The sequence below is a fragment of the Dactylosporangium sp. NPDC006015 genome, from assembly GCF_040614215.1.
Taxonomy (GTDB): Bacteria; Actinomycetota; Actinomycetes; order Mycobacteriales; family Micromonosporaceae; genus Dactylosporangium; species Dactylosporangium maewongense.
The window spans coordinates 89,004-114,044 of the sequence record NZ_JBEXUD010000017.1 but is presented as its reverse complement, the minus strand read 5'-3'; the positions used below and the strand labels follow the sequence as shown (position 1 = coordinate 114,044).

Below are 25,041 nucleotides of genomic sequence, written 5' to 3'. Positions count from 1 at the left end.
CCATGCCCACAACCGCACCCCGATCCAGACCCGGACCCGACCACGCACCCACACCCGGGCGCCGGGCGCTGCTCGGGATGACCGTCCTGGCGCTGGCCGCCACGACCGTGCTCACCGCGGCGGCGGCCGGGCCCGCGGCAGCCGCGGCCGCGACTCCGATCGGCAACGACGTCGACGGCGTCGCCATGATGTACCCGACGAAGACCGGCGGGCAGGAGTGGCGACTCGACAACAACCCGGCCGCCGACGATCAGCTCGACGGGCCGGCGCTCAAGCGCAACCCGGACGGCACCTTCAAGGTGACCGAGGCGGACACCAGACTGGGCGTGTTGAGCGCCACCTACGACCACGACGACGAGGACGACCTGGTGTGGTCGCAGCCGACGCTGCGCAGGGTGGGGTACCAGCACGACGCGTCCGACTGGCGCGACGTGGAGCTCACCGGCTACGTCCGGCTCAACAAGACCTCCAACACCGACGAGGAGTTCACCTGGTACGCCCGCGGCGCCCGGCACACCGGAAACGGCGCCACCCCGGAGACCTGCTGGGGTACGGCGTACAAGGCGAACCTGCGTTACCGCGACGGCGCCACGCGGTGGCAGAAGGAGCTGTTCCACGACGGCGGTGACGGCTACGCGAGCGGCTCCTGGCAGCATTCCGGAGCATCGGTGCAGGGCAAGCTCGTCGGCTTCAAGGCCGTCATGTTCAACACCCCCAGCGGGGTGCGGATGGAGACATACCTGGACCGTTCCAACACCAACACCTGGACCGCGGTCGCATCCTACGACGACCAGGGCGGCTGGGCGATCGACGAGGACAACCGCTGCGGTGGCACCCGCGACGAGGTGGTGCGCTGGGGCGGGCCGATCGCGACGCTCCGGTGGGATCTCGCCTCCGACGTCGACGTGACCCGCCTCAGCGTCCGGGAGATCGACCCTCGGGCCACGTGCAACCGTGCGCAGCCGGTGGCCGGAGTGTCGGCCAACACCTACGAGGCCGTCAACCCACCGCAGAACGCCGTCGACGGCAACCTGACCACCCGCTGGTCCGGCTACGGCTTCGGCGCCTACCTCACCGTCGACCTCGGCACCCAACGCACCATCTGCGGCGCCGGCGTCGCGTGGCACCGCGGGAACCTGCGCTGGAACGACTACACCATCTACACATCGGTCGACAACGTGACCTACGTGAAGGCCTGGGAAGGCCGCAGCAGCGGCACCACACTCCAACCCGAAGTCACCGGGTTCCCCGCCCGCCAAGCCCGCTACGTGAAGTACGCCTGGTGGAACAACGCCGAAGGCAACGGCTGGGCAAGCATCACCGAAGTCACCGCACTCAGCGCGTAAGGACCGTGCCCCGTCCCGGCCGGTGGTCATCCGATGGCCGTCCGGGACGCGGGCGCGGCCAGCACCCGGGCGAGGCTGTCACGGCCGGTTACGCCGAGCTTGCGGTACACGCGGTAGAGGTGGTTGCCGACGGTCCGCACCGACAGCCGCAGCTGCTGGGCGATGGCCTCGTTGGGCAGGCCGGTGGCGGCCAGGTCGGCGATCTGGCGTTCCCGGCCCGTCAGCGCGGCCGGCCGGGCGACACCCTCCGCCCACTGCGGCACGAACCCCTCGCACCGCTCCCCCAGTGTCGCGAGCAACGGCCGGAACCTGCTGTCGCGCACCGTCCCCTCCAGCCGGACGCCGGATGCCGCGGCCTCCAGCGCGACCGCCGCGTAGCCCAGCCCGGCCAGGCCTTCGCAGGCGGCGGCGAGCCGGTCCGCGTCGCTTTGCACCAGCGCCTCGACGTGGTCGGCGAAGAGCACGAACAGCGGGCTGTCGGCGCGGTCCGCGGCCAGCCGCAACGCCGCGGCCACCGAGGCACACGGCCGCAACCGACCGGCCAGGTACAGGCTGTCGGCGGCGCTGGTGAGCCGGTTCAGGGCGAGGTACCGCTCGCCGAGCGCGGCGGCGAGCCGGGCGCCGCCGGTGGCGTCACCGGCGTGGGCCCGGCTCCGCGCCTCCGCCATGTCGAGGTGCCCGGTGAGCACCGAACCAGACGGTAATCGCGCGCGCATGTGCCGCACCGCCGCGGCGGCCGCCGCGCCGCGGCCGAGCGCGGCCTGGCAGGCGGCGTACTCGCTGAACACGTACGTCTGGATGGGGAACGGGGTGTGCTCGTCGACGAGGGCCCGGGCCTCCCGCAGGTACGGCAGCGCACGCGCCGGCCGTCCGGCCCACACCTCGCAGACCCCCAGCTCCAGCGAGAGCATCGCCACCTCCGACGCGGCGCCACGGGTCAGCGCCGCCCGGTGGTACGCGCGCCCGGTGGACAGTGCGGCGGACAGCTCGCCGGCCATGGCGAGCGCGTGGACGTGACAGGCGGCGGCCGCGCCGCGCATCGACGCCCACGCTCGGGGCGCCGCCAGGTCGCCGTCCCGGAACCCGGCGACGACCCGGGCCGGGGCGCCGGCGAAGACCGCGGCGTACGCGCGGATCGCCGACGCGGCGCCGCCGACGACGCTGCCGGTGACGCCGTCGAGCAGGGTCCCGTCGCCGTGGCCGGCACCGAACACGGACAGCGCCAGGGCGGCCACGCCGAGCCGCGGGTCGTCGCGCTGCTCCGCGGGCAGGGTCCGGCGGGCCCGGGCGACGACCGCCGCGGCCAGCTCCGGCCGGCGCAGGCCCCAGAACAGGTTGAGGGCGCGCAGCGCCGCCACGCCGGCGCGATCGGCCGCCGGCAGGTGCTCGTGCTCCGCGTCGAGCAGAGCCTCGGCCGCGACCGCCTTGTCCTGAGCGACGAGCGCACCGGCCAGCACCTCCACCCCGGCCGCTCCAGCGCTGCGCGCGAGGGACTCGGCCCGGACCGCGTCGCCGCGGTCCAGGGCGTCACGGGCGGCGCGCAGGATGTGCGGCACGGGCACCCGCTCCTTGGCCGCCAGGCGCCACAGCACGGACCGCAGGTGCGCGCCGGGGCCGGGCATGCCGGCCGCGTCGACCGCGTCGGCCAGCCGCCGGTAGACCTCCCGGCGCTCCCGGGCCGTGGCGGTGGCCCGCATCAGCTCGCCGTACAGCGGGTGGCCGCAGCGCACCAGCAGCCCGTGGGCGGAGCGGTCGACCCGGATCAGCTGCCGCCGCTCCAGCGCTTCCAGGACCGGCAGCGGTGCCAGCGTCTCCAGCGCGTCGGCGCACATCGGCTCGCCGTGCGCCACGTACCGCAGCGCGGCGCGCTCCTGCGTGTCGAGGCGGCGCAGGACGTCGGCGACGAGGTCGCGCAGGCCCTGGTGGGAGCAGATCGTGCCGTGCCAGCGCCACAGCCCGTCGACCGGGCGCAGCTGCCCCGCGGCGAGCCCGGCGTCGACGAGATGGCGCAGGAACAGCGGGTTTCCGCCGGTGATGCCGGCGAGGCGGCCGAGGGTGAGCCGGTCGACCGGGCCGCCGAGCGCGGCGCGGATCAGCGCGTCGACGGCCGCCGGTCGCAGCGGGCCGATCGAGACCCGCTGCAGCGTCGGCCGAGCCCGTAGCGCACGCAGCGCCGGGGCGTCCATCGCCTCGGGCCGGGCCGTCACGAGCAGCTTGGCGGGCACGGCGCCGGCCAGGTGCTGCACGAGGGCGGTCGACGCGGCGTCGAGGTGCTGGGCGTCGTCGATGTGCAGCAGCACCGGCCGGTCCGCGGCCCGCTGCCGCAGCGCCCGGGTGGCCGCGGCGTACGCGCGGGCCAGCCCGTCGCCGCCCGCGGCGGGCAGCAGCGGGGCGGCCGCGGTGAGCGGCAACCCGTCGGCCGCCTCCCAGCCGGACAGGGTCGACACCAGCATGCCACCGTCCGTACACCGCTGCGCAACCTCCTGCGCCAGCCGGGACTTGCCGACGCCGGCCTCACCGATGAGCAGGACGCCCGCCTCGTCGGTGGCGCCGAGCAGCGCGGACAGGTGCTGTACCTCGGTCGATCGGCCCACGAGCGGCCAGTGCACCGCCGTGGTGGCAAGCGTCGTCGCAGTCACGGTGGCTCCCACGCATGTCGGCGGCGACGCGCGGTGTGCGACACCATCGGTGCGGTGCCAGAATGTCGCCGCGCACCCATGCTCGCCGCAGGAACCGGCCCGCGCAACCTCAAGGACGGATTCGCGCTGAGCAATGGATACTCATGCGGGACCGAGACGCACGTAGTAGGCGACCTTGCTCGGATTGGCGATGCTGCGCCGCGCCAGCAGCCGATGTCCGCAGTCGGGGTCGGCGCAGCGGCCGGATCGGTACCACCGCCCAGTCGTAGAACCGCTCCCCGTGGGCGCCGGCACCACAACACAGTGCCGATGCGCTTGCCGACGCAGGGGTCAGCCGGACGTGGCGGGCCGGGCCGGCGCGTCGGCGTCGTAGTAGTGCACGCCCGAGCGAGGATTGTGGGTGAGCCAGGCGAGCATCTCGTTGACCTGGAGCGAGTACCACTCGGTGTACCCGCACGCCGCGCAGATCCACACCTCGAAGCGCCCGGCCTCGATGCGCTTGTCCGTGCTCCCGCCGTCCGCCGATCCGGAAGCCCACCGGGTGACGGCCGGCAGGACGTCGACGACGTTGCGGTTGTCGGGTTCGGGAAGCATGACCGGGTCGATGTGCCACACGCGCGCACACTGACACTTGACACAGCGACGACTCGTACGCATGAGCGCACTGTAGAGGCCCGTCCCACCCGGCTCTGGCGCGTCCACGACAGGTACACCGTCGGATGAGCGTCCGGCTGGTAGTGCTGGGCCACGGTGTCCAGGATTCCCTCGATACGTTCGTCGGCGAGCATCGGCTTGCAGGCGTCCAGGTCATCGATCGGGCCACCGGGAATGCTTGAAGCCGCCGTGGGGAATTGCCCTCAGTCGCAGTCGTGTCCGCTTTTCGACTTCGATCCGCTCTTCGACTTGCTCTTGCTGCTGCCACCGCTCTTCCCGCCTGGTTTGCCGGCGATGCTCATGGTGATCGTGTCGCAGGTGCCGCCCGAGACGAGGTTGCAGGCGGTGAGGGCCGGCGTGAGCAGCAGGGCCGCGAAGGCGGCGATGATGGCTTTGCGGGTGCGGGTCATGGCGGTTTCCATCCGTGGTCGGCGCTGTCCTCGGAATGATGCACGGCGTTGTCAATTCCGTAGATCAGGTCTCCGACACACGGATGCGGCGTTGCTCACTCATCCACCCAGCAGGTCGCGGACGGCGCCGTCGACCATGCGGCGCACGGCACACTCGACGGCGACAGCGGGATCGTGATGCCGCGCCCACGGTGACGCTGTGCACGGCAGCGCTGCTGGCCGTCGCGCGCGGAAGGGGCGCGGGAGCCTGTCCGCTCCCGCGCCCTGACCGTCAGCGTGCCCCTCGGCCGGCCGTCACGCGGCCTTCACGAAGTACTGTGCGGCCGATCCGTTGCAGTCCCAGATCTGCAGTCGCGCGCCGTCCGCTGTCGAGCCTGACGGGGAGTCCAGGCACTTGTTGGAGTTCGGGTTGCGCAACCGGTTGCCTTCCTGGACCCAGTTCTGTGCGCCGCTGCCGTTGCAGTCCCAGAGCTGCACCTTCGTGCCGTTGGCCGTGCCCGCGCCGTCGACGTCGAGGCACCGGCCCAACGTCCGCAGGGTCTGGCCGTTCCAGCTCCACTGCTGGTCCTTCGAAACAGCGGACCCCTGGCACGTCCACAGCTGCACGGCCGCGCCGTTGCCGCCGGTGTCGTTGCCGGCCACGTCCACGCACTTGCCGCCCGGTCCGTTGATCTGCGTCGCGGTTCCGCCCGGTGTCGTGCCGCCGTCCTGGTAGTAGCGCACGTAGTCGATCGATGCGGTGAGCGGGAACTGGCCCTGCACGGGGTTCTGTCCGGGGTACGTGCCGCCCAGCGCCAGGTTGAAGATGACGTGGAACGGCTTGCGGAACTCTTCCAGGGTCGCCGGTGTCGTGTCGATCACGTGCGTCTGCGTACCGTCGACGTACCAGCGGATCTGCGCGGCCGTCCATTCGATCGCGTAGACGTGGAAGGCTGCGGCGTTGTTGACGGCGGGGTTGGCGACGTAGTTGGCGTTCTGGCCCGCTGTCCACGGGAACACGCCGGTGCGCAGATCCCAGAAGATGTTGTTCGTGACGGTCGCGTTCGCGTTCGCGTGTTCCATGATGTCGACCTCGCCGCAGCTGGCCCAGTTGGTGGGCAGGCGGTCGTAGTAGGTCTGCGCGGGGTTGTAGGCGCTCGTGGACGACTCGTCGCACGCGTCACCGAGCATCCAGAACGCCGGCCACGAGCCGGTGGCGGTCGGGAGCGCCATGCGGGCCTCGATGCGGCCGTACTGGAAGGACCGCTTCGTGTCCGTCGTCATGCGGCACGACGTCTGGTACCAGTTGCGGCCGTTGACCACCATGGGCGTCGTGAGCCAGTTGGCGCGCATCACGAGGTTGCCGCCGGACTGCGTGCAGTTCTCGGGGCGATACCACTCCCACTCGCCGTTGCCCCAGCCGTCGAACGTGTTGAGCCCGGGGTTGAGGCCGTTGCCGACGTTGTAGTTCCAGTTGGCGCTGCTGGGCGCGCCGGACCCGTTGAACTCGTCGGACCACACGAGGTTCCACGCGGCTTGTGCGGGCTGCTGCAGGACGACCACGCTGCCGACGAGCGCGGTGACGGCCGCGGTGAGGAGGATCATGAGGCGGCGGGGGATGCGGGGTGTGCGTTCCTGTTCGGTCTCCACGGCGATTGTGCCCTTCTCGAGCAGGGGCCTCACGTGGCGGCGTGAGAGCGCTCTCAGCATCGTGATTGACTGGAAACCTTGTTGTCAACAACCTGTCATGCTCCAGTAACGGAATTTGTGCAAGACGCGACAAACTGGTGTCGCCGCACGGAAGCCGGCGGCGACACCAGCGTGCCTGTCAGCTCAGCGGTTCGATCCAGATGTTGCGGAAGCGGGGGTTCGCGCCCGGGTCGCCGTGGTCCTGCAGGGCGATCGAGCCGGGCGTTGACCCTTCAGGCTGCCCGTTTCCGGTGGGGCCGTTGATGGCGACGTTGTTGTGCACGACGACGCCGTTCCACACCACGGTGACTCTGGCGTCTTCGAGTTTCGTGCCCGTCGGGCTGAACCGGGCCGCACGGAACGTGATGTCGTACGTCTGCCACGTGTTGGGCGCGGTGGCCATGTTCCGGTCGGGGGCACGCTTGAGGTAGATGGCTCCGGCCTCGTTGTTGGCCAACGTGGTGTCACCGTAGGAGTCAAGGACCTGAATCTCGTATCGCTCCTGGAGGTAGAACCCGCTGTTGCCGCGAGCCTGTCCGGTGACCTCCGGCGGGTAGGTGGGTTCCAGCCACTCGCCGTGCAGCTTGAAGTCGCCGAATTTCGCTCTGGTACGGATGTTCCCGCCGAGCGATTCCATCGATCCGCCCGCTACCGGCCAGGTCGCAGGGTTGCCGTCAGTGGTCTCCCATGCCGCCAGGCCGGCGCCGTCGAACAATGCGATGCGCGGTACCGCAGCGACGGCGACGTTGTCGAGGTTGGCGCCGTTGGCACCCGTCGTCGTCACCCGGATCTTGCTCGGCCCGGCCGGTAGCGTCGTGGACAGCGATACGGTTCGCCAGGTGCTCCACGCGTTTGTCGGCGGGAACGAAAACGCTGGGCTGACAGTCGCGCCGTTGACCGCGACGGCCAGCGGGCGGTCGGCGGTCCCGCCGTTGGCGTAACGGAATGCCAGCGAATAGCTTCCCGCGCTCGGCACGTTGACGGTCCATTCGGTGTACCCGCCGGTGTTGGCCGTCGTTGCGAAGTCCGCGTAACCGGTCCCGCTGTACCCGGCATGCTCGGTCGACACGGTCGCGCCGCTGAGCGCCGCCTGCTCAGCCTCGTAGGTGCTACCGGGCAGCGCATTGAGTGTGTACCAGGCCTCCGTGCTCCACAGGGTCTGCCCTGAAGCCGAACTGAACGGCCGTGGCGACTGCACGTGGACCACCCGCCCGGCCTCCAGGCCGTTGATCCTCAACGTGACCTTCTTGCCGTCGGCCGAAGGGACGGCCGAGCTGACGCTCAGCGTTTCCAGATCGACCTTCGGCCCGCCATAGCTGGAGGTCGGCGTGTACCGCCATTGCTGGACGGCGTACCGCGACGTCAGCGAGCTCAGCGTTGCAGCCGACAGAGGCTGGGTGTATTCAAGTTCGAAGCCGCCGGCCACCGCCCGCATCGCCAGGATGTCGAAGGCGTTGCTGCTGGTAGGGGTCAGCTTCTGCAGACCGAAGCGGAGCTTGCCCTGCTGACGCCAGTTGCTGCTGGCGCGTTCGTCGCCGATGCCGCCCGCGTAGATCGCGCCGTCGGGCCCGAGGGTGAGCCGGCTGATGCCGGCCTCAAGTCCCTGGGCGAACCGGAAGACCGCGCCCTGATATTCGCCGTTGACCTTCTCCAGATACCCGCGTTGGATCCCGCCATAGGTGACATCACCAAACAGCATCTGCCCGGCGAACAGGCCTTGGGTGAGCGTGATCGGTGTGCTCGGCGAGTTCGCGATCTCGTTGTGCGGCAGCCACAGGACCGGCTGCGTGACCGCGTTGGTGTCGAAGGGACCTGCCGGATCGTTGTAGTGGTTGAAGAACCGGCCGGGTTTCAGCTGCACCAGCTTGTTGGCCGACAGCCAGTCGCCCTGGTTGTCGGTGACGAAGATGCCGCCTTCGGGGCCCCAGCCCATGCCGTTCGGAGTACGCAGTCCACTTGCCGTGTATTCGACCTGCCCGGTCGCTTTGTTGACTTTGATAGCGGTGCCGCGGTTGGCGGCGAGCTGCGGTTTGGTGGTGCGCCCGCCAGGAGTGATCTGCACCGACAGGTTGAGATAGAAGTATCCGTCCTTGTACAGCAGGCCGAACGCGAACTCGTGGTAAGTCCCGCCGAACGGCCAGGTCGCCACCGTGCGCTTGCTGTCGATGACGTCATCGCCGTCGGCATCGTTGAGCTCGACCAGCCGGGACCGCTCCGAGACATAGAGCTTGCCGTCCACATATTTGATTCCCATGGGGTCCTGCAACCCTGTGGCGATCTTCTTCACGGTCACCTGCTGGGCGGAGGTGGTGCCGGTGACGTTGCCCAGCAGGTAGACCTCGCCGAGCGGCGTAGTGGTGCCGTAGTCGCCGCCCCACGTGGTGATGGCCAGCCTGTTGTCGGGCAGCCAGTCCATCCCGGTGACTTTCGGCTCGAACCCGCTGGGACGCAGACTGGTCAGCGTGTAGTTGGGGTGCACCGCGTTCAGTGGCAGCCCGTCGCCCGGGGTGTCCATCCCCTGGACGCATTCCTTGGTGCCAGGTGCGGTCACCCGGGTGACTCCGGATTCGGTGCTCAGCGCTGTGGTCGGCACGAGCGCAAACTGTGTGGCGCCCGGTGGCTGCCACTCCAGCTTGAGCGTCTGACCACCGGTGTTGTCGAAATGTTCGATGCGCAGCTTGTGGTAGCCGGCGGACAGGTCGATGGTGCCATCTTTCGGCGACGCGCCGTGCAGGCCGTCGTGGCTGATGACCGTCGTGAACGTGCTGTTCACGTCGTCGTTGTCGACGACGGTGCTCTTGTCGATGCGTAGGCGGGAGCCATCATCGCTGGTGAGCCGGAACGTGTACGAACCGGCTGTTGGAATATTGATGTTCGCGATGACCTGGGTGTGGAACCTGTCGGCGATGCCGAAGTCGGCCTGGGTCGACCAGTTGATCACCGGCATCAGCTTGTCGAAGTTGGGGGTCTGTCCTGGCTTGAGCGTGCAGAGTCCGGGTAGATCAGACCCGATGTTGTAGGTGCGCAACGTGACTCCGGGATCCTGCGGTGGGATCGCGGCGTATGCCGGCACAGCCACCAGCGACAGCATCACACTCAGCCCGAGAGCGACGACTGGCGCCCGGTGCCGCCGGCGGGCGACTTCTGGGACGGTCTGGGAACTCATGGCGACCCTTCTCGTGATCAGGCGGGTACCTGACGTAGGTGGGACGCGCGCCGCCGCGTCGTCTTCTCAACGGACCGGGCTACTCTCGCTCCAAGCGAAACTCCCAGCGTCGGGGGCAGGAAAGCGCTTTCCGGAGCAGTGAGTCACTCTAATTGAAGTATCACGCTGTTTCAATGTCTTCACACGGCCGGTTCCGGGGCTCCCGCCAGTGTCCGATGACACCTTTGCCCGACGTCGTGCATCGCGACGAGACGTACCTCGGCCGCACCGCACACCGCGACGGCCCTACCGCGACGTTCGACCTCGACGCCGCCACCGTCACCCTGGTCGCTGGGACGCGATGCCCGGCCGGGCCGAATGCGGCGAATCTTGCCATTACGCCTTGGAGTGCACCAGGTCAAGCTTAAGTTTGGTGGCAAACCGGATGATTCTGTCGCCGAGCGTCCACGGGGGTTGACGTGTTTGGTGCATTGCGATCCCGTGGCCGCCACGGCTGGCGTTGGCGCAGTTCGGCCAGCGCGGTCTTGACGCTGGTGGTATTGGTGACGTTGGTCGGTCTGAACGGTGCGCCGGCGGCCGCGTTCGCAGCAGGGTCGGCGACGGCGGCCGACACCGCCACGCTCGGCCATGCGGAGACGGTCAAGAATCCTGCGACAGCATCCGGAAATACGGCGACCCGCCCGAAGTCCGGGTCGACTGCAGCGCCGGTGAGCACAGAGCCGCGCACGCGCATCCTCGAGGCTGCGGCTCCTACGATCACGTCGTTGTCCTCGCGGAAGTTCTCGTCGACGAACCCGGGGCCGGGGTTCTTCATCGTCGGCACGAACCTCGCCTCGGTCACCCAGGTCCGTGCCAACGGGGTAGCGATCGCCCGCAGCGCGTGGGACCTGCAGTTCGGCGACATCCAGGTGGTCCTGCCCAGCGCGAAGCCGGCCGGCACCGTCGAGGTCTACACGGTGTACGACGGCGACACCGAGACCGTGGGCAGCGAGGCCACGACCGTGTACTGGCTGTCCCCGCCGGTCGTCTCGTCGATCAGCCCCGGCACCGGCTCGAAGACGGGCGGCACGAGTGTCGTCATCACCGGCTCCGGCTTCGCGCTCGTGGACAAGGTGTTCTTCGGCGCCCAGGAGGCGTCGAGTTTCACGGTCGACAGCAACACCCAGATCACCGCGACGACCGCGGTCGACGTCGCCTCCGTGGTCGACGTGACCGTGTCGATCAGCAACGTGGAGATGGGCGCCGGGCCCGAGCCGATGGTGTCGGAGACCTCGGCGAACACCAAGTTCACGTTCACCGAGGGTCCGAACATCTCCGGTCTCGCGCCCACCAGCGGCTCGGTCGACGGCGGTGAGACGGTGGTCATCTCCGGCAGCGGCTTCACCGGCGTCACCGGCGCGGCCGCAGTGACGTTCGGCGGCACGAACGCCGCCTCCTACAGGGTCGACAGCGACGTCAAGATCACGGCGGTCACCCCGGCACATGCCGACGGCATGGTGTCGGTGGTCGTCACGTCGCCCGACGGCGCCTCCAACCTCGACATCGAGTACACCTACGTCGCCAACGTGGCGCCGACGGTGGATGAGCAGCCGAATCACAGAACGGTCGACGTCGGTGACACCGCGACGTTCACCGCCACGTCGCAGGGAGGCGTGCCCTCCCCGGCCGTCAAATGGCAGACCCTGAGCGCGGGCGGCGGCTGGGTCGACATCGCAGGCGCGACCACCGGCACGCTCACCCTCACGAACGTGCAGGCGTCCGACGACGGCAAGCAGGTCCGGGCCGTGTTCAGCAACGTCGCAGGCAGCGACGCGAGCAGCGCGGCGACGTTGACGGTCTCCACACCGCCGGTCGTGACGACACACCCGCAGTCGCAGACGAAGAACAGCGGCGAACAGGTGACGTTCACCGCTGCGGCAAGCGGCAACCCGACGCCGACGGTGCAGTGGCAGTCGAAGACCGGCGCGGGCAGCTGGACCGACGTCGCCGGGGAGACGAGCCTGTCGTACACCTTCACAGTGTCCTCCGGTGACGGCGGCAAGCAGTACCGGGCGGTGTTCAGCAACACCATGGTGGGCCAGACCCCGGTGGTGCCTACCGATCCGGCTACGCTGTCGGTGACGGCGACTCCGGCGGTGACCACACACCCGCAGTCGCAGACGAAGAATGCCGGGCAACCGGTGACGTTCACCGTGGCGGCGACCGGCACACCGACGCCGGCGGTGCAGTGGCAGTCGAAGACGGGCACGGGCAGCTGGACCGACATCGCCGGTGAGACCGGGCTCAGTTACACGTTCACGACGGCCGCTGGTGATGACGCCAAGCAGTACCGGGCGGTCTTCACCAACGGCATCGGCTCCCCGGCGACGACGAACGCAGCGACCCTGACCGTCCAGTCCGGGCCCGCCGTGACGACCGACCCGCAGTCGCAGACGAAGCTCAGCGGCGAACAGGTGACGTTCACGGTGGCGGCGACCGGCACACCGACGCCGGCGGTGCAGTGGCAGTCGAAGACGGGCGCGGGCAGCTGGACCGACATCGCCGGTGAGACTGGGCTCAGTTACACGTTCACGACGGCCGCTGGTGATGACGCCAAGCAGTACCGGGCGGTCTTCACCAACGGCATCGGCTCCCTGGTCGCCACAGCGGCCGCGACACTGACCGTCCAGACCGGACCGGGCGTGACCACCCAGCCGCAGGACCAGCAGGTGACCGCCGGCGCCGCGGTGTCGTTCACCGCGGCGGCGACCGGCAACCCGACGCCGACGGTGCAGTGGCAGTCGAAGACCGGCGCGGGCAGCTGGACCGACATCGCCGGCGCCACCACCGCCACGTACACGTTCACGTCGGCGGCCGGTGACAACGCCAAGCAGTACCGTGCGATCTTCACCAACGGTATCGACAGCCCCGCCACGACCAACGTGGCGACGCTGACCGTCAACGCCGGCCCGTCGGTGAATACGCAGCCGCAGAGCCAGGCGGTCACCGCCGGCGGGCCGGTGACGTTCACGGCAGCGGCCGGCGGTTTCCCGGTCCCGACGGTGCAGTGGCAGGTCAAGGTCGGCACAGCCGCCTGGGCCGACCTCCCGGGTGCGACGAGCGGCAGCCACACGTTCACCACCGCACCGACCGACGACGGCAACCAGTACCGGGCGGTGTTCACCAACGGCATCGGCGGTCCGGTGCCGACCGGCGCGGCGACGTTGACGGTCAACACGACCCCAGCGGTCGAGGGTAATCCGCAGTCGCAGACAGCGCTCGCCGGTAACTCGGTGACATTCACCGCGACGGCGTCCGGGCGACCGACGCCGACGGTGCAGTGGCAGTCGAAGACCGGCGCGGGCAGCTGGACCGACATCGCCGGCGCCACCTCGACCAGCCACACCTTCGTGGCCGCCGCCGGTGACGACGGCAAGCAGTACCGGGCCGTCTTCACCAACAGCGTCGCCGCTGTCACCAGCGACGCCGCCGATCTGACCGTGACCGCGGTCCCGGCCGTGACCACCCAGCCGCAGGACCAGTCGGTCGTCACCGGTCAACCGGTGGTGTTCTCGGCCGCCGCCAGTGGCGCACCCACGCCGACGGTGCAGTGGCAGTCCGCCGACAGCGGCGGCACGTGGACCGACCTTCCCGGCAAGACCGGCATGTCGGTGTCGCTCACAGCGGCGATGAACCTCACCGGTTTGCAGTACCGGGCCGTGTTCACCAACAGCGTCGGATCGGCGACCAGCAGCGCGGCGACGCTGACGGTCCTCGCCCAGGCCCTGCCGCCGGACGCCCCGTCGGAGGTGAAGATCGTCGCCGGTACCTCTTCGATCACGGTCACCTGGCAGGCGTCGAAGGCCAACGGATCGCCGGTGACCGGCTACACCGCCACCGCCAGCCCGGGCCCTGCGACCTGCAGCACCAAGAGCGAGCTCACCTGCGTCCTCGGCGCCGCAGCCGGCACCACGTACACGGTGACCGTCGTGGCGAACTCCGCCGCCGGCAACTCCGCACCGAGCGACGCCTCGCAGGAGGCGACGCCGCAAGCACCGCAGCCGCCGGCCACGCCGCCGCAGACCGACCTGCGGCTCACGACTGACCAGGGCGACATCAGCCGCGCGGCCCCTGGCGAGCAGATCACGTTCATCGGCACCGGGTTCGCGCCGCACTCCACCGCGATCATCACGATGTACTCCGATCCGATCGTTCTGGGCACCGCGCTGACCGACGAGAAGGGCGACTTCACCAAACTGGTCACCATCCCGCCCGGCCTGCCCGCCGGTGGCCACACCGCGGTCGCCCAGGGCGTCGCCCCGGACGGCTCGCCCCGCGCGATGGCGCTAGCCATCACCGTGGCACCGACCGTCGACGGCAGCCTGCCGATCACCGGCCCGGCGATCGCGCTGATGTTGGCGACCGGCCTCGCTGCCACCGCCGGCGGCACCGTCCTCCTCGCCGCGGGAAGCCGGCGCCGCCGCTGGTCATGACAGCCTTCTCGGGACGTCGGCCCGACCGACGTTCTGCGGCGGGAGCTGCTCGCAGCCTTCCGCGGGCGCTGCCGGCCGCCCGTGGCCCGGCGGCGTCGATGAGAGGCGCGCTCAGCCCGTGTACAGGACCGCGTCGACCTCGATGTCGAATCCGACGAGCGGCACCGGGATCGTCGTGCGGACCGGTAGGTCGTCAGGGCCGAAGAACTCGGCGTAGATCGCGTTCATCGCCGGGAAGTCGGTGAAGTCCCGCAGGTACACGCCGACCCGCACGGCCTGGTCGAGTGACGCCCCGCAGGCGGCGGCGACGGCGGCCAGGTTCCGGAAGGCGGCCCGGGCCTGTTCCTCGAACGGGCCGGTCACCCGCGTCCCGTCTGGCAGTGCCGGGATGGCCCCGGCGAGGTAGATGGTGTCACCGGCGACGACGGCGTGCGAATACGGCCCGCCGGGTGGTGCGGCCTGGTCGGTCATGACGGTCCGCTTGGGCATGGTGGCAACCTTTCAGTGGTGGCGTGGGAACTGTTCGGCGAGGTCGTCAGGGCCGACGAGTGGGGTGTTCAGCAGCGCGCGCAGCCCGTCGGTGCGTGCCGACAGCGCCGAGCGCTGGGCGGCTGTCAGCGGCACCCAGGGCGGCGGGTCGGCGGGCAGCCGGGCGGGCAGCAGCCGGCCCCCGACGTAGGTGGCCTCGTTGACGAGCCGGACGGGGGACGTGCGCCGCTGCTGGTGGGCGTCGACGACGGTGAACGGCTCGTCGCGGACGTCCCAGATGGCGAGGTCCGCGGGCGCGCCGACGGTGAGGGTCCCGCCGGGCAGGCCGAGGGCGGCGGCGGGCCGGCTCGTCGCCGCGGCCACCACCTCGGCGAGGGGAAGGCCGGCGGCGAGGAGTTTCGCCATCGTCGTCGGCAGGTCGAACACCGGGCCGTACAGCGACCGTGCGTGCAGGTCGGAGGAGACGCTGAACGGTACGAGCCCCGCGGCGAGCTGCGCCTCGAGGACGTCGAACGCGAACCCGCCCGAGCCGTGTCCGACGTCGAACCGCACACCACGTCGATAGGCGTCCACAAGGGACGGACGTACCACAGCATCCCCTGCAGCGATGGCACTGGCGCAGTGGGTGACGAGGTCGCCGGGGCGCAGCAGGTCGAGGACCTCGTCGACGGAGGGCGGGCCGGCGCCGATGTGCGCCATCAGCGGCACCCCGCACGCGTCGGCGACCCGCAGGCCACGGCGGAGCGGCTCGATGCCGTTGCGGCCGACGGTCTCCCGGTCGATGCGCACCTTGATGCCGGCGACGAGGTCGCGGTTGGCGGTGACGGTCTCGATGGCGAGGTCGACGTCGCATGAGTTGATGTCCTTGCTCTCGCCGGTGCGGCCGGTGAGGCCGACGGCGGCGATGTTGAGCAGCACGGGCACCCGCACGGTCATCCCGCGCACCGCCTGTCGCAGCCCGTCCAAGGTGTACGCGCCGGCCGAGCCTGCGTCGACCCATGTGGTCACCCCGGAGTACCAGGCGACGGGGTCGGGGTCGATGCCCCAGTAGGTGGCGCCGGGGTGGACGTGGGTGTGCAGGTCGATCAGGCCGGGGGTGACGAGCTGGCCGCGGGCGTCGACGACCGTGCGGGCGCCGTCGCGCGGCAGGTCCGGCCCGATCGCGGCGATCCGTCCACCGTGGACGGCGACGTCGAAGGTGCCGGAGGGTTCGAGCAGAGTGCCGCCGGTCAGCAGGAGGTCACTCGCCATCGGTGGCCATCGCCTCGTTGATCGTCAGCCGGTAGAGCGTGGTGGGGCGGCCCTTCGGGGTGGCCTGGGCGCTGCCTTCGGCGGTGACGAGGTTGTGCTCGCCGAGCTTGCGGATGAGCCGCCGGCCGCTGGGGTCGGTGATGCCCAGCGAGCTGGCCAGGTCGCTGGGGGAGATCGGTCGGCCGTTGAGGGTACGGTCGAGCGCGGCGAGCCGCGACAGTGTCGCCGGGCTCAGGCCGATGCCGCGGGCGAGGCTCTCGAGGCCGTCGCTGTGGCCGCGGTACGTGAACGTGAGCGGCGTCCCGGCGCTGCCCATCGGCCCGATGACGACGCCGCTGTCCTCGACGAGGTACGCGACCGGCGAACCGTCCTGCTCGGCGCGGGCGGCGGCCCGTTCGGCGAGGGCGACGCACGTGCGGGCGCTGGCGCCGACCCCGAACCCGGCGACGACCCGCACGCCGAGGGTCTCCTGGGCGCGGGCGAGGACCGGCAGGCTCACCCAGTTGCCGGTGAGGGTCTCGAACAGCGCCCGGTGCGCGAAGACGACGACGCCGCGCCGGTCGCGGTTCTCGATCCAGCCGTCAGCGAGCTCGGGGGTGTTGAGCAGCAGGTTCATCAGGCCGATGCGGGCCCGGTCGAGGTTGGGGGAGTGGTTGGCGATGAGGAACACCCCGGCGGCGAACCGCAGCTCGCTGGCCCGCTTCGACTGGATGCGCAGCGCCAGCTCGTGCAGCTCGGCGCGGAGTGTGGCGAGGCCGGTGATGCCGCTGAGGACGGGCAGCTCGCCGTCGAGGGCAGCCATCACGCCGGTGCGGACGCTGATCGTGTACGCGCTGCCGGACCTGGCCCGGAACGCGCGGTGGAACTCGACGATCTCCTCGACGGACTGTTCGGGTTCGAACGGCAGGCACGCGACGTCGGCGCGGTTGAGGCCGAGGGCGTGGGCGACGTCGTCGACGGTCTCCTGGGTGAACGTGTCGATGCTGACCGGTGTCGCCGGCAGTCCGCGGATGAGCGCCCTGCACCAGGCGAGCGCCAGGTCGAGCCCGGCGGAGCGGGTGATGGCGACGGTCAGCCCGTCGGGGAGCACGTCGCGGCATCTGGCATAGGGCACCGGGCCGAGCAGCAGGCCGTCGACGGTGCGGCGCTCCAGCAGCGCGCGGACGCCGGCCCGGATCTGGCCCTCGTGCTCGTAGACCACCCATTCGAGGGCGACGCCCGTCAGCGTGCGGGCCGCGTCCTCGAACAGGCCGCGGTGGCTCGCGTGCACGACGAGCCCGATCACCATCGGCACCGGCACTGGCGGGGTCCTTCCGTTATGCTCCGGCGCTATACGAGCCGGTTCGTAAGTAGCTCGTTGAAGCTTGCGGGTTCCGGGCCGAAGAATCAAGCGGGAGATCTCATGAGCGGCGAACTGCTGGACTGGCGCACCAAGGGATTCTGGCAGCCGGACCCGGTGCCGACCGGCGACTTCCTGGCGGCCCGCCCGGGGTTGTTCGACGGCGCGTTCACCTGGCCGCTGCTGGTGGCCCGGAAGTCGGCGCTGGAGCACAACGTGCGCGCCATGGCCGACTTCTGCGCCGCGCACGGCCTCGCCTTCGCCCCGCACGCCAAGACCCACATGGCCCCCTCGCTGCTGCGGGCGCAGCTCGCCGCCGGGGCGTGGGCACTGACGGCGGCCACCGCCAGCCAGGTCCTCGCGCTGCGCAACCTCGGCGCGACCCGGGTCGTCGTGGCCGGTCAGCTGCTCGACCGCCGCGTTCTGGAGTGGCTGGCGCGGGAGCGCGAGGCCGGCTTCGAGGTGATCTTCCAGGTCGACTCCGTGGTTGGTGTACGAGCCGCCGCCGGACTGCCGCTGCCGGTCCTCGTGGAGCTCGGGCACCCCGGCGGCCGTACCGGCTGCCGCAGCCAGGACGAGCTCCTGGCGGTCGCGGCCGCCGTCGCGGCCGACCCGGCGCTGCGCCTCGCCGGGGTGGCCGGCTACGAGGGCACCCAGCCTGACGCCGAGGGTGTGTCCGGCTTCCTCGACGACCTGCGGGCGGCCGTCCACGCGCTGTCCAGGGCCGGACTGCTCGGCCCGGAGGTGCTGGTCGCGACCGGTGGCAGCGCCTGGTTCGACCTGGTCGCGGCCCGCCTCGGCGCCGGCGCGCGGTGGCCCGTGGGCCACCGGGTCACCACGGTGCTGCGCAGCGGCGCGTACCTGTCCCACGACGAGGGCTTCTACCGCGAACGGACCCCGTTCAACCGGGTTGCCGGCGAGCTGCGCCCGGCGCTGACGCTGTGGGCGCAGGTCCTTTCCGCACCCGAGCCGGGGCTGGCGATCCTGGGCGCCGGCAAGCGTGACGTCTCCTTCGACGAGGGGCTGCCGATCCCGCGCGACGGCCGGCTGACGGTCACGAAGGTCAACGACCACCACCTGTTCCTCGCCGACCCGGACGCTCTGCTGCGCCCCGGTGACCTGGTGGAGCTGGGCATCTCGCACCCGTGCACCGCCTTCGACAAGTGGCGGGCGATCCCGGTCGTCGACGATGACGGCACGGTAACGGATGTCCTGCGGACGCATTTCTGAGCGCCGACCTATTGACGCGGAGGTGACCGGCGTCTCAGGCTAGGGGCCAGTTCAACGAACCATATACGAACCAGGTCCGTAAGCGCCACCCCTCAAGGGAGCCCACATGAGATATCGCGCAACGGCGCTCGCCGGTCTCCTCGCGGCCGGTCTGGTCGCCGGGCTGACCGGTTGCGCGCCGTCGACCACCCCCGCGCAGAACGACGGCGCCGACAAGCAGACCGGCGCCCTGCGGGTGTGGCTGTTCGACGAGCCCAACCGCGCGCCCAAGGAGAAGGTCGTCAACGACGCCGTCGCCGAGTTCAAGGCGGCGCACAAGGACGTGACGGTCGAGGTCACCTACATCGCGGTCAACACCCGCAGCGAACGGTTCAAGGGCGCCTTCAACGACCCGTCCAGCGCGCCCGACATGGTGGAGTTCGGCAACACCGACCTGCCCGAATACGTCGCCGCCGGCGGCCTCGCCGAGGTCGGCAAGGACGCCGAAGGGCTGGACCTCGGCGCCGACCTGAAGAACAGCGCCACCATCGACGGCAAGCTCTACGGCGTGCCGTGGTACGTCGGGGTGCGCGCCCTCTACTACCGCACCGACGTGTTCACCGAGCTCAGCCTCACCCCGCCGACCTCACAGGCGGAGCTCGTCGCCGCCGCCAAGCAGATCCGGGCCAAGAAGCCGGAGCTGTTCGGCCTCGCAGTCGGCGGCAAGTACACCTTCGGCGCGCTGCCGTTCGTGTGGGACGCGGGCGGCGACCTCGCCACGAAGTCCGGCACCGGCTACACCGCCACCATCAACTCGCCCCAGTCGCGGGCCGGGGTGAAGGCGTACACCGACCTCATCAAGGCCGACAACTGCCCGCCGCAGCAGTGCGCCGACCTCACCGGCGGCAAGACGGTGGAGCTGTTCGCCAGCGGCAAGGCCGGCATGGCGATCCTCGGCAACTTCAACCGGGCCGCCGTGGAGGCCGGTGCGGCGAAGGGCAAGTACGCGGTCGTGCCGCTGCCCGGCACCAGGCCCGGGTCGGTCGCGCCCGCGTTCGCCGGCGGCAACAATCTCGGCGTCATGAAGAGCACCCAGCGGCGCACCCTCGCGGCCGAGTTCATGAAGCTGCTCGCGAGCAAGAAGTACCAAGAGCAGATGTACACCGCGATGGGCAACCTGCCGACGCTCACCTCGGCCCGCACCGAACTGGCCGGCAAGGAACCGTTCCTCAAGCCGTTCATGGACACCATCGCGGCCGGCACGAAGTTCGTCCCGCTGCACCCAGGCTGGGGCAAGATCGACGCGCAGGCGGTCGTACCGACGATGCTGGAGAAGATCGTGACCGGCAAGGCGACGGTCGAGCAGGCGACCGACGAGGCGGCGACCGCGATGAACGCGGCCTTCAAGTGACAGTGATCCCGCTGGACGAGGCGGGCCGGTCCAAGCCGGCCCGCCGCTCGTCCGCACCCGGCGGGTCGGTGGACGGTCGCGGCGGGCGCCCGGCCACCGGCCCGTCCGGCCGCGCGCGGCGCACCCCGTGGTGGATGCTGGTCCCGGCCGCCGCGGTGCTGATCCCGCTGTTCGCCTACCCGATCTACCAGCTCGGCCTGCTGTCGGTGCTGGACTTCCGGCAGGCGCAGGTGAGCGGCGGGCAGCCGACCCGCTTCGTCGGCGCCGGCAACTACGCGGAACTGTTCGGCGCCGAACGGTTCTGGTCGGTGCTGCTCGCCACCATCGGCTTCGCGGCCGCCTGCGTCGTGGCGACCCTCGCCGTCGGCGCCGCGCTCGCGGTGCTGCTGACCCGGGTCGGGCGGTGGCCGCGGACGCTGCTGTCGGTCGCGGCGCTGTCGGCGTGGGCCGCGCCCGCGGTCACCGGGTCCACCGTGTGGATGTTCCTCTTCGACGCCAACCTCGGCCTCGTCAACCAGGTCCTCGGATTCGACGGTCACAACTGGATGTACGACCGCTACAGCGCCTTCGGCCTCATCGGCGCCGTCGTCGTGTGGCACTCGTTCCCGTTCGTCATGGTCACCCTGTACGCCGGGATCAAGGCCATCCCCGCCGCGACCCTCGAGGCGGCCCAGCTCGACGGCGCCGGCGCCTGGCAGCAGTTCTGGCGGATCATCGTGCCGATCCTGCGGCCGCTGCTCACCATCGTCGTCATCCAGTCGATCATCTGGGACTTCAAGGTGTTCACCCAGATCTACGTGATGACCGGCGGTGGCGGGATCGCCGGGCAGAACCTCACCCTCAACGTTTACGCCTACCAGCAGGCGTTCGCCGCGTCCGAATACGGCCTCGGCTCGGCCATCGGCGTGGTCATGATGGTCATCCTGCTCGCGGTGACGCTCGCGTACCTGCGGGCGCTGCGCAGGAGCGGAGAACCGCTGTGAGAAAGCACCTCCTCAACGGGATCGCGGTCCTCGTCGCCCTCGTCACGATCTTCCCGATCTACTGGATGCTGCTGTCGGCGGTCAAACCGCCCGGCGAGATCCAGTCGCTGCACCAGCGGCCGTGGACGCTCGCGCCGTCGCTGGACAGTTTCCGCCGCGTCCTCGGCGTCGAGAGCTTCGGCCGGTACTTCCTCAACAGCCTCGTCGTCGCCCTCGTCGTGGTCGCCCTGTCGGCGCTCGTCGCGTTCCTCGCCGCAGTGGTGCTCACCAAGTACCACTTCAAGTTCCGCACGACGATCCTGGTCATGTTCCTCACCGCGCAGATGGTGCCGATCGAGGCGCTGACCATCCCGCTGTTCTTCCTCGTCCGCGACGTCGGCACCGTCGTGCCGGGGGTCGGGCTCAACACGCTCGGCTCGCTGGTGCTGGTGCACACCGCGTTCACGCTGCCGTTCGCGATCTGGATGCTGCGCGGGTTCGTCGCCGCCGTCCCCGACGAGCTCGAGGAGGCCGCCGTCATCGACGGCGCCAGCCGCTTCACCGTCCTGTGGCGGATCCTGTTCCCGTTGGTCGCGCCGGGTCTCGCGGCGACGAGCGTGTTCTCGTTCATCACCGCGTGGAACGACTTCCTGTTCGCCCGGACCTTCATCATCAGCGCCACCGAGAACCAGACGCTGCCGATGGCGCTGCTGGTGTTCTTCAAACCCGACGAGAACGACTGGGGCGGCATCATGGCCGCGTCCGTGCTGATGACCGTGCCGGTGCTGCTGTTCTTCCTGCTGGTTCGGCGCCGTCTCGTGGCCGGTCTCGGCGGGGCGGTGAAAGGATGATCCCCCGTCCGTCCACAGTGGAACCCGACCGCGGCGGGTTTCGCCTCACCCCCGCGACGACCCTTTCCGCCGCCCCCGGGCTCGAGCGGGCCGCGGCCTGGCTGCGCGCCACGCTCGGCCCGGCCACCGGCTGCTTCCTGCCGCCCGGCGACGACATCCGGTTGTCCGTCGACCGTTCGCTGCCCGACGAGGGCTATCGCCTACGCATCACCGCGGACGGCGTCGACCTCACCGGCGGCACGCCTGCCGGGGTCTTCCATGGTCTGCAGAGCCTTCTGCAGGTCCTGCCGCCCGAGGTGTACCGCCGGGCGCCGGTCACCGGGGTCGACTGGCTGCTGCCCGCCGTGACCGTCGACGATGCGCCGCGGTGGCCGTGGCGCGGGTGCATGCTCGACGTCGCCCGGCACTTCATGCCGAAAGCCGACGTGCTGCGGTTCGTCGACCTGCTGTCGGTACACAAGCTGAACGTGCTGCATCTGCATCTCACCGACGACCAGGGGTGGCGCCTGCCGATTCCCGGTTACCCGCGCCTCGTCGAGATCGCGACGTGGCGGCATGGCACGATGCGCGGGTCGCGCCAGCACGGCGTCGTCGACGACCGCCCGCACGGCGGCTACTACACCGCCGACGACCTGCGCGAGATCGTCGCCTACGCCGCCGACCGGCACATCACGGTCGTGCCGGAGGTCGACCTGCCGGGCCACATGCAGGCGGCCGTGGCCGCATACCCGCAGCTCGGCAACGGCCTCGCCGACGTGGACGTGCGGACCGGCTGGGGCATCTCACCGCACGTGCTCAACGTGTCCGACGCCGCCCTCGACTTCTGCCGTGCCGTGATCGACGAGCTGTGCGCGATCTTCCCCGGGCAGTACATCGGCATCGGCGGCGACGAGTGCCCCAAGGACGAGTGGAAGGCGAGCCCCGCAGCCCAGGACCGGATGCGGGAGCTCGGGCTGCCCGACGAAACGGCACTGCAGGCGTGGTTCGTCGGCCAGGTCGCCGGCCACATCGCCGGCCACGGCCGGACGGTGCACGGGTGGGACGAGATCCTCGAAGGTGGCGCCCCCGGCGGTGCACTGATCGCTGCGTGGCGCGGCCCGGAAGCGGCCGTCCGCGCGGTCCGCGCAGGCCACCACGTCGTCTCCTGCCCAGACATGTGGACCTACCTCGACTACCGCCAGTCCGACGCGCCCGACGAACCGATCCCCGTCGGCACGCGGCTGTCCGTCGCCGACGTCTACACCTTCGACCCGGTCCCGCCGGGCCTCACCCTGGCCGAGGCGGGGCTGGTGCTCGGCGCCCAGTGCAACGTGTGGACCGAGCACCTCCCGTCCGCCCGCGCGGTTGACTACGCGACGTTCCCGCGGCTGGCCGCCTTCGCCGAGGTGATGTGGTCCGGCCCGGCCGAGGGCTTCACCTCCAGGCTGGCGCGGCACCTCGACCGGCTCGACGCGCTCGGCGTCGAGTACCGCCCGCCGGGCGGCCCGCACCCGTGGCAGCGCCGCCCCGACGCGCAGGGCTTCCCGAAGACCCGTGGCCAGCGGGAGGAGGAGATCCGCGCGATGCTGGGTGCCCCGTTCATGCAGTGATCAGGTCGGCCGTGCCGAGGGCGTGCTTGTGACGGATGACCTTGGCGGCGGCGCGGACGGCGGGAAGTCGCAGCGCGGGCCGTTCGCTGAACGCGGTCCCCAGCACCCGCAGCGCGGCGGCCCGCACCTCCGGGCACCCAGTCGACGGCCGGCTGCACAAGGAACCGCAGGTGCGCGGGCCGTAGCTGCTCACCCATGGCGACGACGGCCGCCTCGCGGACGTGATCTGCGCGCACACCCGCTCGCTGCCGTCAGTGCGACGGTGCCATCGGGCTCGGAGTGCGCCGTCCGTTCGCCCTCCACCATGCCGCGTACGTGCCGTCCCAAGGGAGGGGGTCCCTCCGCACGCCGTCGGAGCGGTACGTGCGCCGGGTGGGGAAGACCGTGACCTCCATCTCCGCCTCGGCCTCCCGGGAGGCGAGCCGCACCTCGTCGAAGGTGTCGTCCACCGGGACGATCGGCCGGCCGCTCATGACGACGTGGATGTGGTCGAAGACGCCGTGCTCGAACGAGTCGAACACGGTGATCGTCAAGAAGCAGGCGCCGAGCGGGTTGGGCGGATCGGGTTTCTCGCGGGCGACCGCCCACTCCGCGATCGTGTGACCCGCCCCCCATTCGAACGGGGCTACCTCTCCCGGTCGCAGGAGGCGCTCCCTCCTCGCGGCGGTCGCCCCCACGAACTGGGCCTCGTCGTCGAGTCGCACCCGTGCCGTGGTCGTGCCCTCGTTGATCAGTACACCCCTGGTCTGGAACCACATGAGCTGTGTCCGCGCTCCATCTCGTGCGAAGAGCCGCGCCGGCGAGGCTGTCTCGGCCCGCCCCACAGAACGTTGGTCGAGCAGTCGCGGTTCGTCCCCGTACGGCATCCGGTCACGCGTCGCGTCGATCAACGGGGGCCATTGCGGCGCCTCGAACAGCGCGACGACGAGGGGAGCCCGCTCGTCCGTCCTGGCGCGTGCCGCTTCCCGGACCGCCGCCGTCGCGGCCTTGAGGACCTCCTGGGCGAGGGTGACCTGCTCGTCGGCGGTTTTCGACTGAGCCGCACTGATCTCGATCTGCTTCTGCAACTCCGGCAACTGCCTTGCGGCGGTCCGGGCCGCCGCGCGCCCCGCGCGAGCGGCCGAGGCGCCGGCGATCGCCGCGGCGACCGCACCGATGCTCGAGATGATCTGCATCCACCCGGCCAGCGTCAGACGATCGACGCCGGCCGCCAGCGCATCCCAAAAAGCCCGCACGTCAAGGCCTACTTTCCACGGAAGCTCACCCTTTGTGGCCGGGTCCGTGCCGGGCTCGGCCGCTCACCGGTCGACGTGCGACCTGCCCCGCCAGGGAAGGTATAAGCACGTGATGCCGAGGTGACGGCCGCTGCCCGGCGCGCTGGTCGTGGTCCGTGCCGTGGCTGCCGTGCCGGGTGAAGAGGATGAGCCGTGGGGTGGTCGTGGCGTGCGGTCCGTCGCCGTTCACGATTGCCGACGACTGGTGCGAGGTGAGTGGTCACAATTCAGTGCTGGTCCGGCCTCGCAGTTCAATCTGGCGTCAACTCGGATCGCTTTCTCGACCTGGGTCACCGCAGTGGTCGTCGTTC

18 protein-coding genes are annotated in these 25,041 nt (G+C 70.6%); 7 read left to right on the top strand and 11 right to left on the bottom strand.

All coding sequences use genetic code 11. The features are described 5' to 3' along the window. The first annotated feature begins 77 nt into the window (after positions 1 to 77). Complete coding sequence (locus ABZ321_RS28750; RefSeq protein ID WP_354896834.1) at positions 78 to 1,346, top strand: discoidin domain-containing protein; 1,269 nt, start codon at positions 78 to 80, stop codon at positions 1,344 to 1,346. Between the two features lie 26 nt (positions 1,347 to 1,372). Here ABZ321_RS28750 and ABZ321_RS28745 read toward each other — a convergent pair whose 3' ends face one another. The 6 genes from ABZ321_RS28745 to ABZ321_RS28720 form a co-directional block, all read right to left on the bottom strand. Next, positions 1,373 to 3,985, bottom strand: a complete 2,613-nt coding sequence (locus tag ABZ321_RS28745) for a LuxR C-terminal-related transcriptional regulator (protein ID WP_354896831.1) — start codon at positions 3,983 to 3,985, stop codon at positions 1,373 to 1,375. Between the two features lie 330 nt (positions 3,986 to 4,315). Further along, positions 4,316 to 4,600: a hypothetical protein gene (locus tag ABZ321_RS28740; protein WP_354896828.1), complete on the bottom strand. Its 285-nt coding sequence runs from the start codon at positions 4,598 to 4,600 to the stop codon at positions 4,316 to 4,318. A 242-nt stretch (positions 4,601 to 4,842) separates the two neighbouring features. Next, positions 4,843 to 5,049, bottom strand: a complete 207-nt coding sequence (locus ABZ321_RS28735; RefSeq protein WP_344510133.1) for a hypothetical protein — start codon at positions 5,047 to 5,049, stop codon at positions 4,843 to 4,845. A 294-nt stretch (positions 5,050 to 5,343) separates the two neighbouring features. Further along, a complete protein-coding gene (locus tag ABZ321_RS28730; RefSeq protein WP_354896825.1) occupies positions 5,344 to 6,678 on the bottom strand; it encodes a ricin-type beta-trefoil lectin domain protein in 1,335 nt (444 codons plus the stop codon). Positions 6,679 to 6,856: 178 nt separating this feature from the next. Next, positions 6,857 to 9,808 (bottom strand): family 16 glycoside hydrolase, encoded by a 2,952-nt coding sequence (locus ABZ321_RS28725; protein ID WP_354896822.1) that lies wholly within the window; start codon positions 9,806 to 9,808, stop codon positions 6,857 to 6,859. Between the two features lie 478 nt (positions 9,809 to 10,286). Next, complete coding sequence (locus ABZ321_RS28720) at positions 10,287 to 10,697, bottom strand: hypothetical protein (protein WP_354896819.1); 411 nt, start codon at positions 10,695 to 10,697, stop codon at positions 10,287 to 10,289. Here ABZ321_RS28720 and ABZ321_RS28715 point away from each other — a divergent pair. Next, on the top strand, positions 10,648 to 14,355 hold the full coding sequence (locus ABZ321_RS28715) for an immunoglobulin domain-containing protein (RefSeq protein ID WP_354896816.1): 3,708 nt from the start codon (positions 10,648 to 10,650) through the stop codon (positions 14,353 to 14,355). The genes ABZ321_RS28720 and ABZ321_RS28715 overlap by 50 nt on opposite strands. A gap of 111 nt (positions 14,356 to 14,466) precedes the next feature. Here ABZ321_RS28715 and ABZ321_RS28710 read toward each other — a convergent pair whose 3' ends face one another. The 3 genes from ABZ321_RS28710 to ABZ321_RS28700 are packed head-to-tail and all read right to left on the bottom strand — an operon-like array spanning position 14,467 to position 17,395. Next, positions 14,467 to 14,844 (bottom strand): RidA family protein, encoded by a 378-nt coding sequence (locus ABZ321_RS28710; protein ID WP_354896813.1) that lies wholly within the window; start codon positions 14,842 to 14,844, stop codon positions 14,467 to 14,469. 12 nt (positions 14,845 to 14,856) lie between these two features. Continuing rightward, complete coding sequence (locus ABZ321_RS28705; RefSeq protein WP_354896810.1) at positions 14,857 to 16,095, bottom strand: amidohydrolase/deacetylase family metallohydrolase; 1,239 nt, start codon at positions 16,093 to 16,095, stop codon at positions 14,857 to 14,859. Continuing rightward, positions 16,085 to 17,395, bottom strand: a complete 1,311-nt coding sequence (locus tag ABZ321_RS28700; RefSeq protein WP_354896807.1) for a transcriptional regulator — start codon at positions 17,393 to 17,395, stop codon at positions 16,085 to 16,087. Before ABZ321_RS28700 ends, ABZ321_RS28705 begins: the two co-directional genes overlap by 11 nt. Positions 17,396 to 17,497: 102 nt before the next feature. Here ABZ321_RS28700 and ABZ321_RS28695 point away from each other — a divergent pair, with 102 nt between their 5' ends. The 5 genes from ABZ321_RS28695 to ABZ321_RS28675 all read left to right on the top strand — a co-directional run bounded on the left by ABZ321_RS28695 (position 17,498) and on the right by ABZ321_RS28675 (position 23,456). Next, the gene (locus ABZ321_RS28695) at positions 17,498 to 18,664 is read left to right on the top strand and encodes an alanine racemase (protein ID WP_354896804.1); all 1,167 of its coding nucleotides are present in this window, start codon (positions 17,498 to 17,500) and stop codon (positions 18,662 to 18,664) included. Between the two features lie 106 nt (positions 18,665 to 18,770). Then, positions 18,771 to 20,054: an extracellular solute-binding protein gene (locus ABZ321_RS28690; RefSeq protein WP_354896801.1), complete on the top strand. Its 1,284-nt coding sequence runs from the start codon at positions 18,771 to 18,773 to the stop codon at positions 20,052 to 20,054. Then, positions 20,051 to 21,037: a sugar ABC transporter permease gene (locus ABZ321_RS28685; RefSeq protein WP_354896798.1), complete on the top strand. Its 987-nt coding sequence runs from the start codon at positions 20,051 to 20,053 to the stop codon at positions 21,035 to 21,037. The genes ABZ321_RS28690 and ABZ321_RS28685 overlap by 4 nt, the downstream gene beginning before the upstream one ends. Beyond that, positions 21,034 to 21,867, top strand: coding sequence for a carbohydrate ABC transporter permease (locus ABZ321_RS28680; protein ID WP_354896796.1), 834 nt, complete (start codon positions 21,034 to 21,036; stop codon positions 21,865 to 21,867). Before ABZ321_RS28685 ends, ABZ321_RS28680 begins: the two co-directional genes overlap by 4 nt. Further along, entirely contained in the window at positions 21,864 to 23,456 is a 1,593-nt protein-coding gene (locus tag ABZ321_RS28675; RefSeq protein ID WP_354896793.1) for a beta-N-acetylhexosaminidase, read from the top strand. Before ABZ321_RS28680 ends, ABZ321_RS28675 begins: the two co-directional genes overlap by 4 nt. On the opposite strand, the gene ABZ321_RS28670 is transcribed toward ABZ321_RS28675, so the two are convergent. Then, positions 23,446 to 23,583, bottom strand: a complete 138-nt coding sequence (locus ABZ321_RS28670) for a hypothetical protein (protein WP_344515555.1) — start codon at positions 23,581 to 23,583, stop codon at positions 23,446 to 23,448. The two genes, ABZ321_RS28675 and ABZ321_RS28670, sit on opposite strands and share 11 nt — an antisense overlap. 124 nt (positions 23,584 to 23,707) lie before the next feature. After that, the gene (locus ABZ321_RS28665; protein WP_344515557.1) at positions 23,708 to 24,631 is read right to left on the bottom strand and encodes a hypothetical protein; all 924 of its coding nucleotides are present in this window, start codon (positions 24,629 to 24,631) and stop codon (positions 23,708 to 23,710) included. Positions 24,632 to 25,041: the final 410 nt, after the last annotated feature.

Coding starts and splice junctions, on each gene's coding strand:
- ABZ321_RS28675 (WP_354896793.1), top strand. CDS start 21,864: ATGATCCCCCGTCCGTCCACAGTGGAACCCGACCGCGGCGGGTTTCGC.
- ABZ321_RS28750 (WP_354896834.1), top strand. CDS start 78: ATGACCGTCCTGGCGCTGGCCGCCACGACCGTGCTCACCGCGGCGGCG.
- ABZ321_RS28720 (WP_354896819.1), bottom strand. CDS start 10,697: ATGAAGAACCCCGGCCCCGGGTTCGTCGACGAGAACTTCCGCGAGGAC.
- ABZ321_RS28695 (WP_354896804.1), top strand. CDS start 17,498: ATGAGCGGCGAACTGCTGGACTGGCGCACCAAGGGATTCTGGCAGCCG.
- ABZ321_RS28690 (WP_354896801.1), top strand. CDS start 18,771: ATGAGATATCGCGCAACGGCGCTCGCCGGTCTCCTCGCGGCCGGTCTG.
- ABZ321_RS28665 (WP_344515557.1), bottom strand. CDS start 24,631: ATGCAGATCATCTCGAGCATCGGTGCGGTCGCCGCGGCGATCGCCGGC.
- ABZ321_RS28735 (WP_344510133.1), bottom strand. CDS start 5,049: ATGACCCGCACCCGCAAAGCCATCATCGCCGCCTTCGCGGCCCTGCTG.
- ABZ321_RS28705 (WP_354896810.1), bottom strand. CDS start 16,095: ATGGCGAGTGACCTCCTGCTGACCGGCGGCACTCTGCTCGAACCCTCC.
- ABZ321_RS28725 (WP_354896822.1), bottom strand. CDS start 9,808: ATGCTGTCGCTGGTGGCTGTGCCGGCATACGCCGCGATCCCACCGCAG.
- ABZ321_RS28710 (WP_354896813.1), bottom strand. CDS start 14,844: ATGCCCAAGCGGACCGTCATGACCGACCAGGCCGCACCACCCGGCGGG.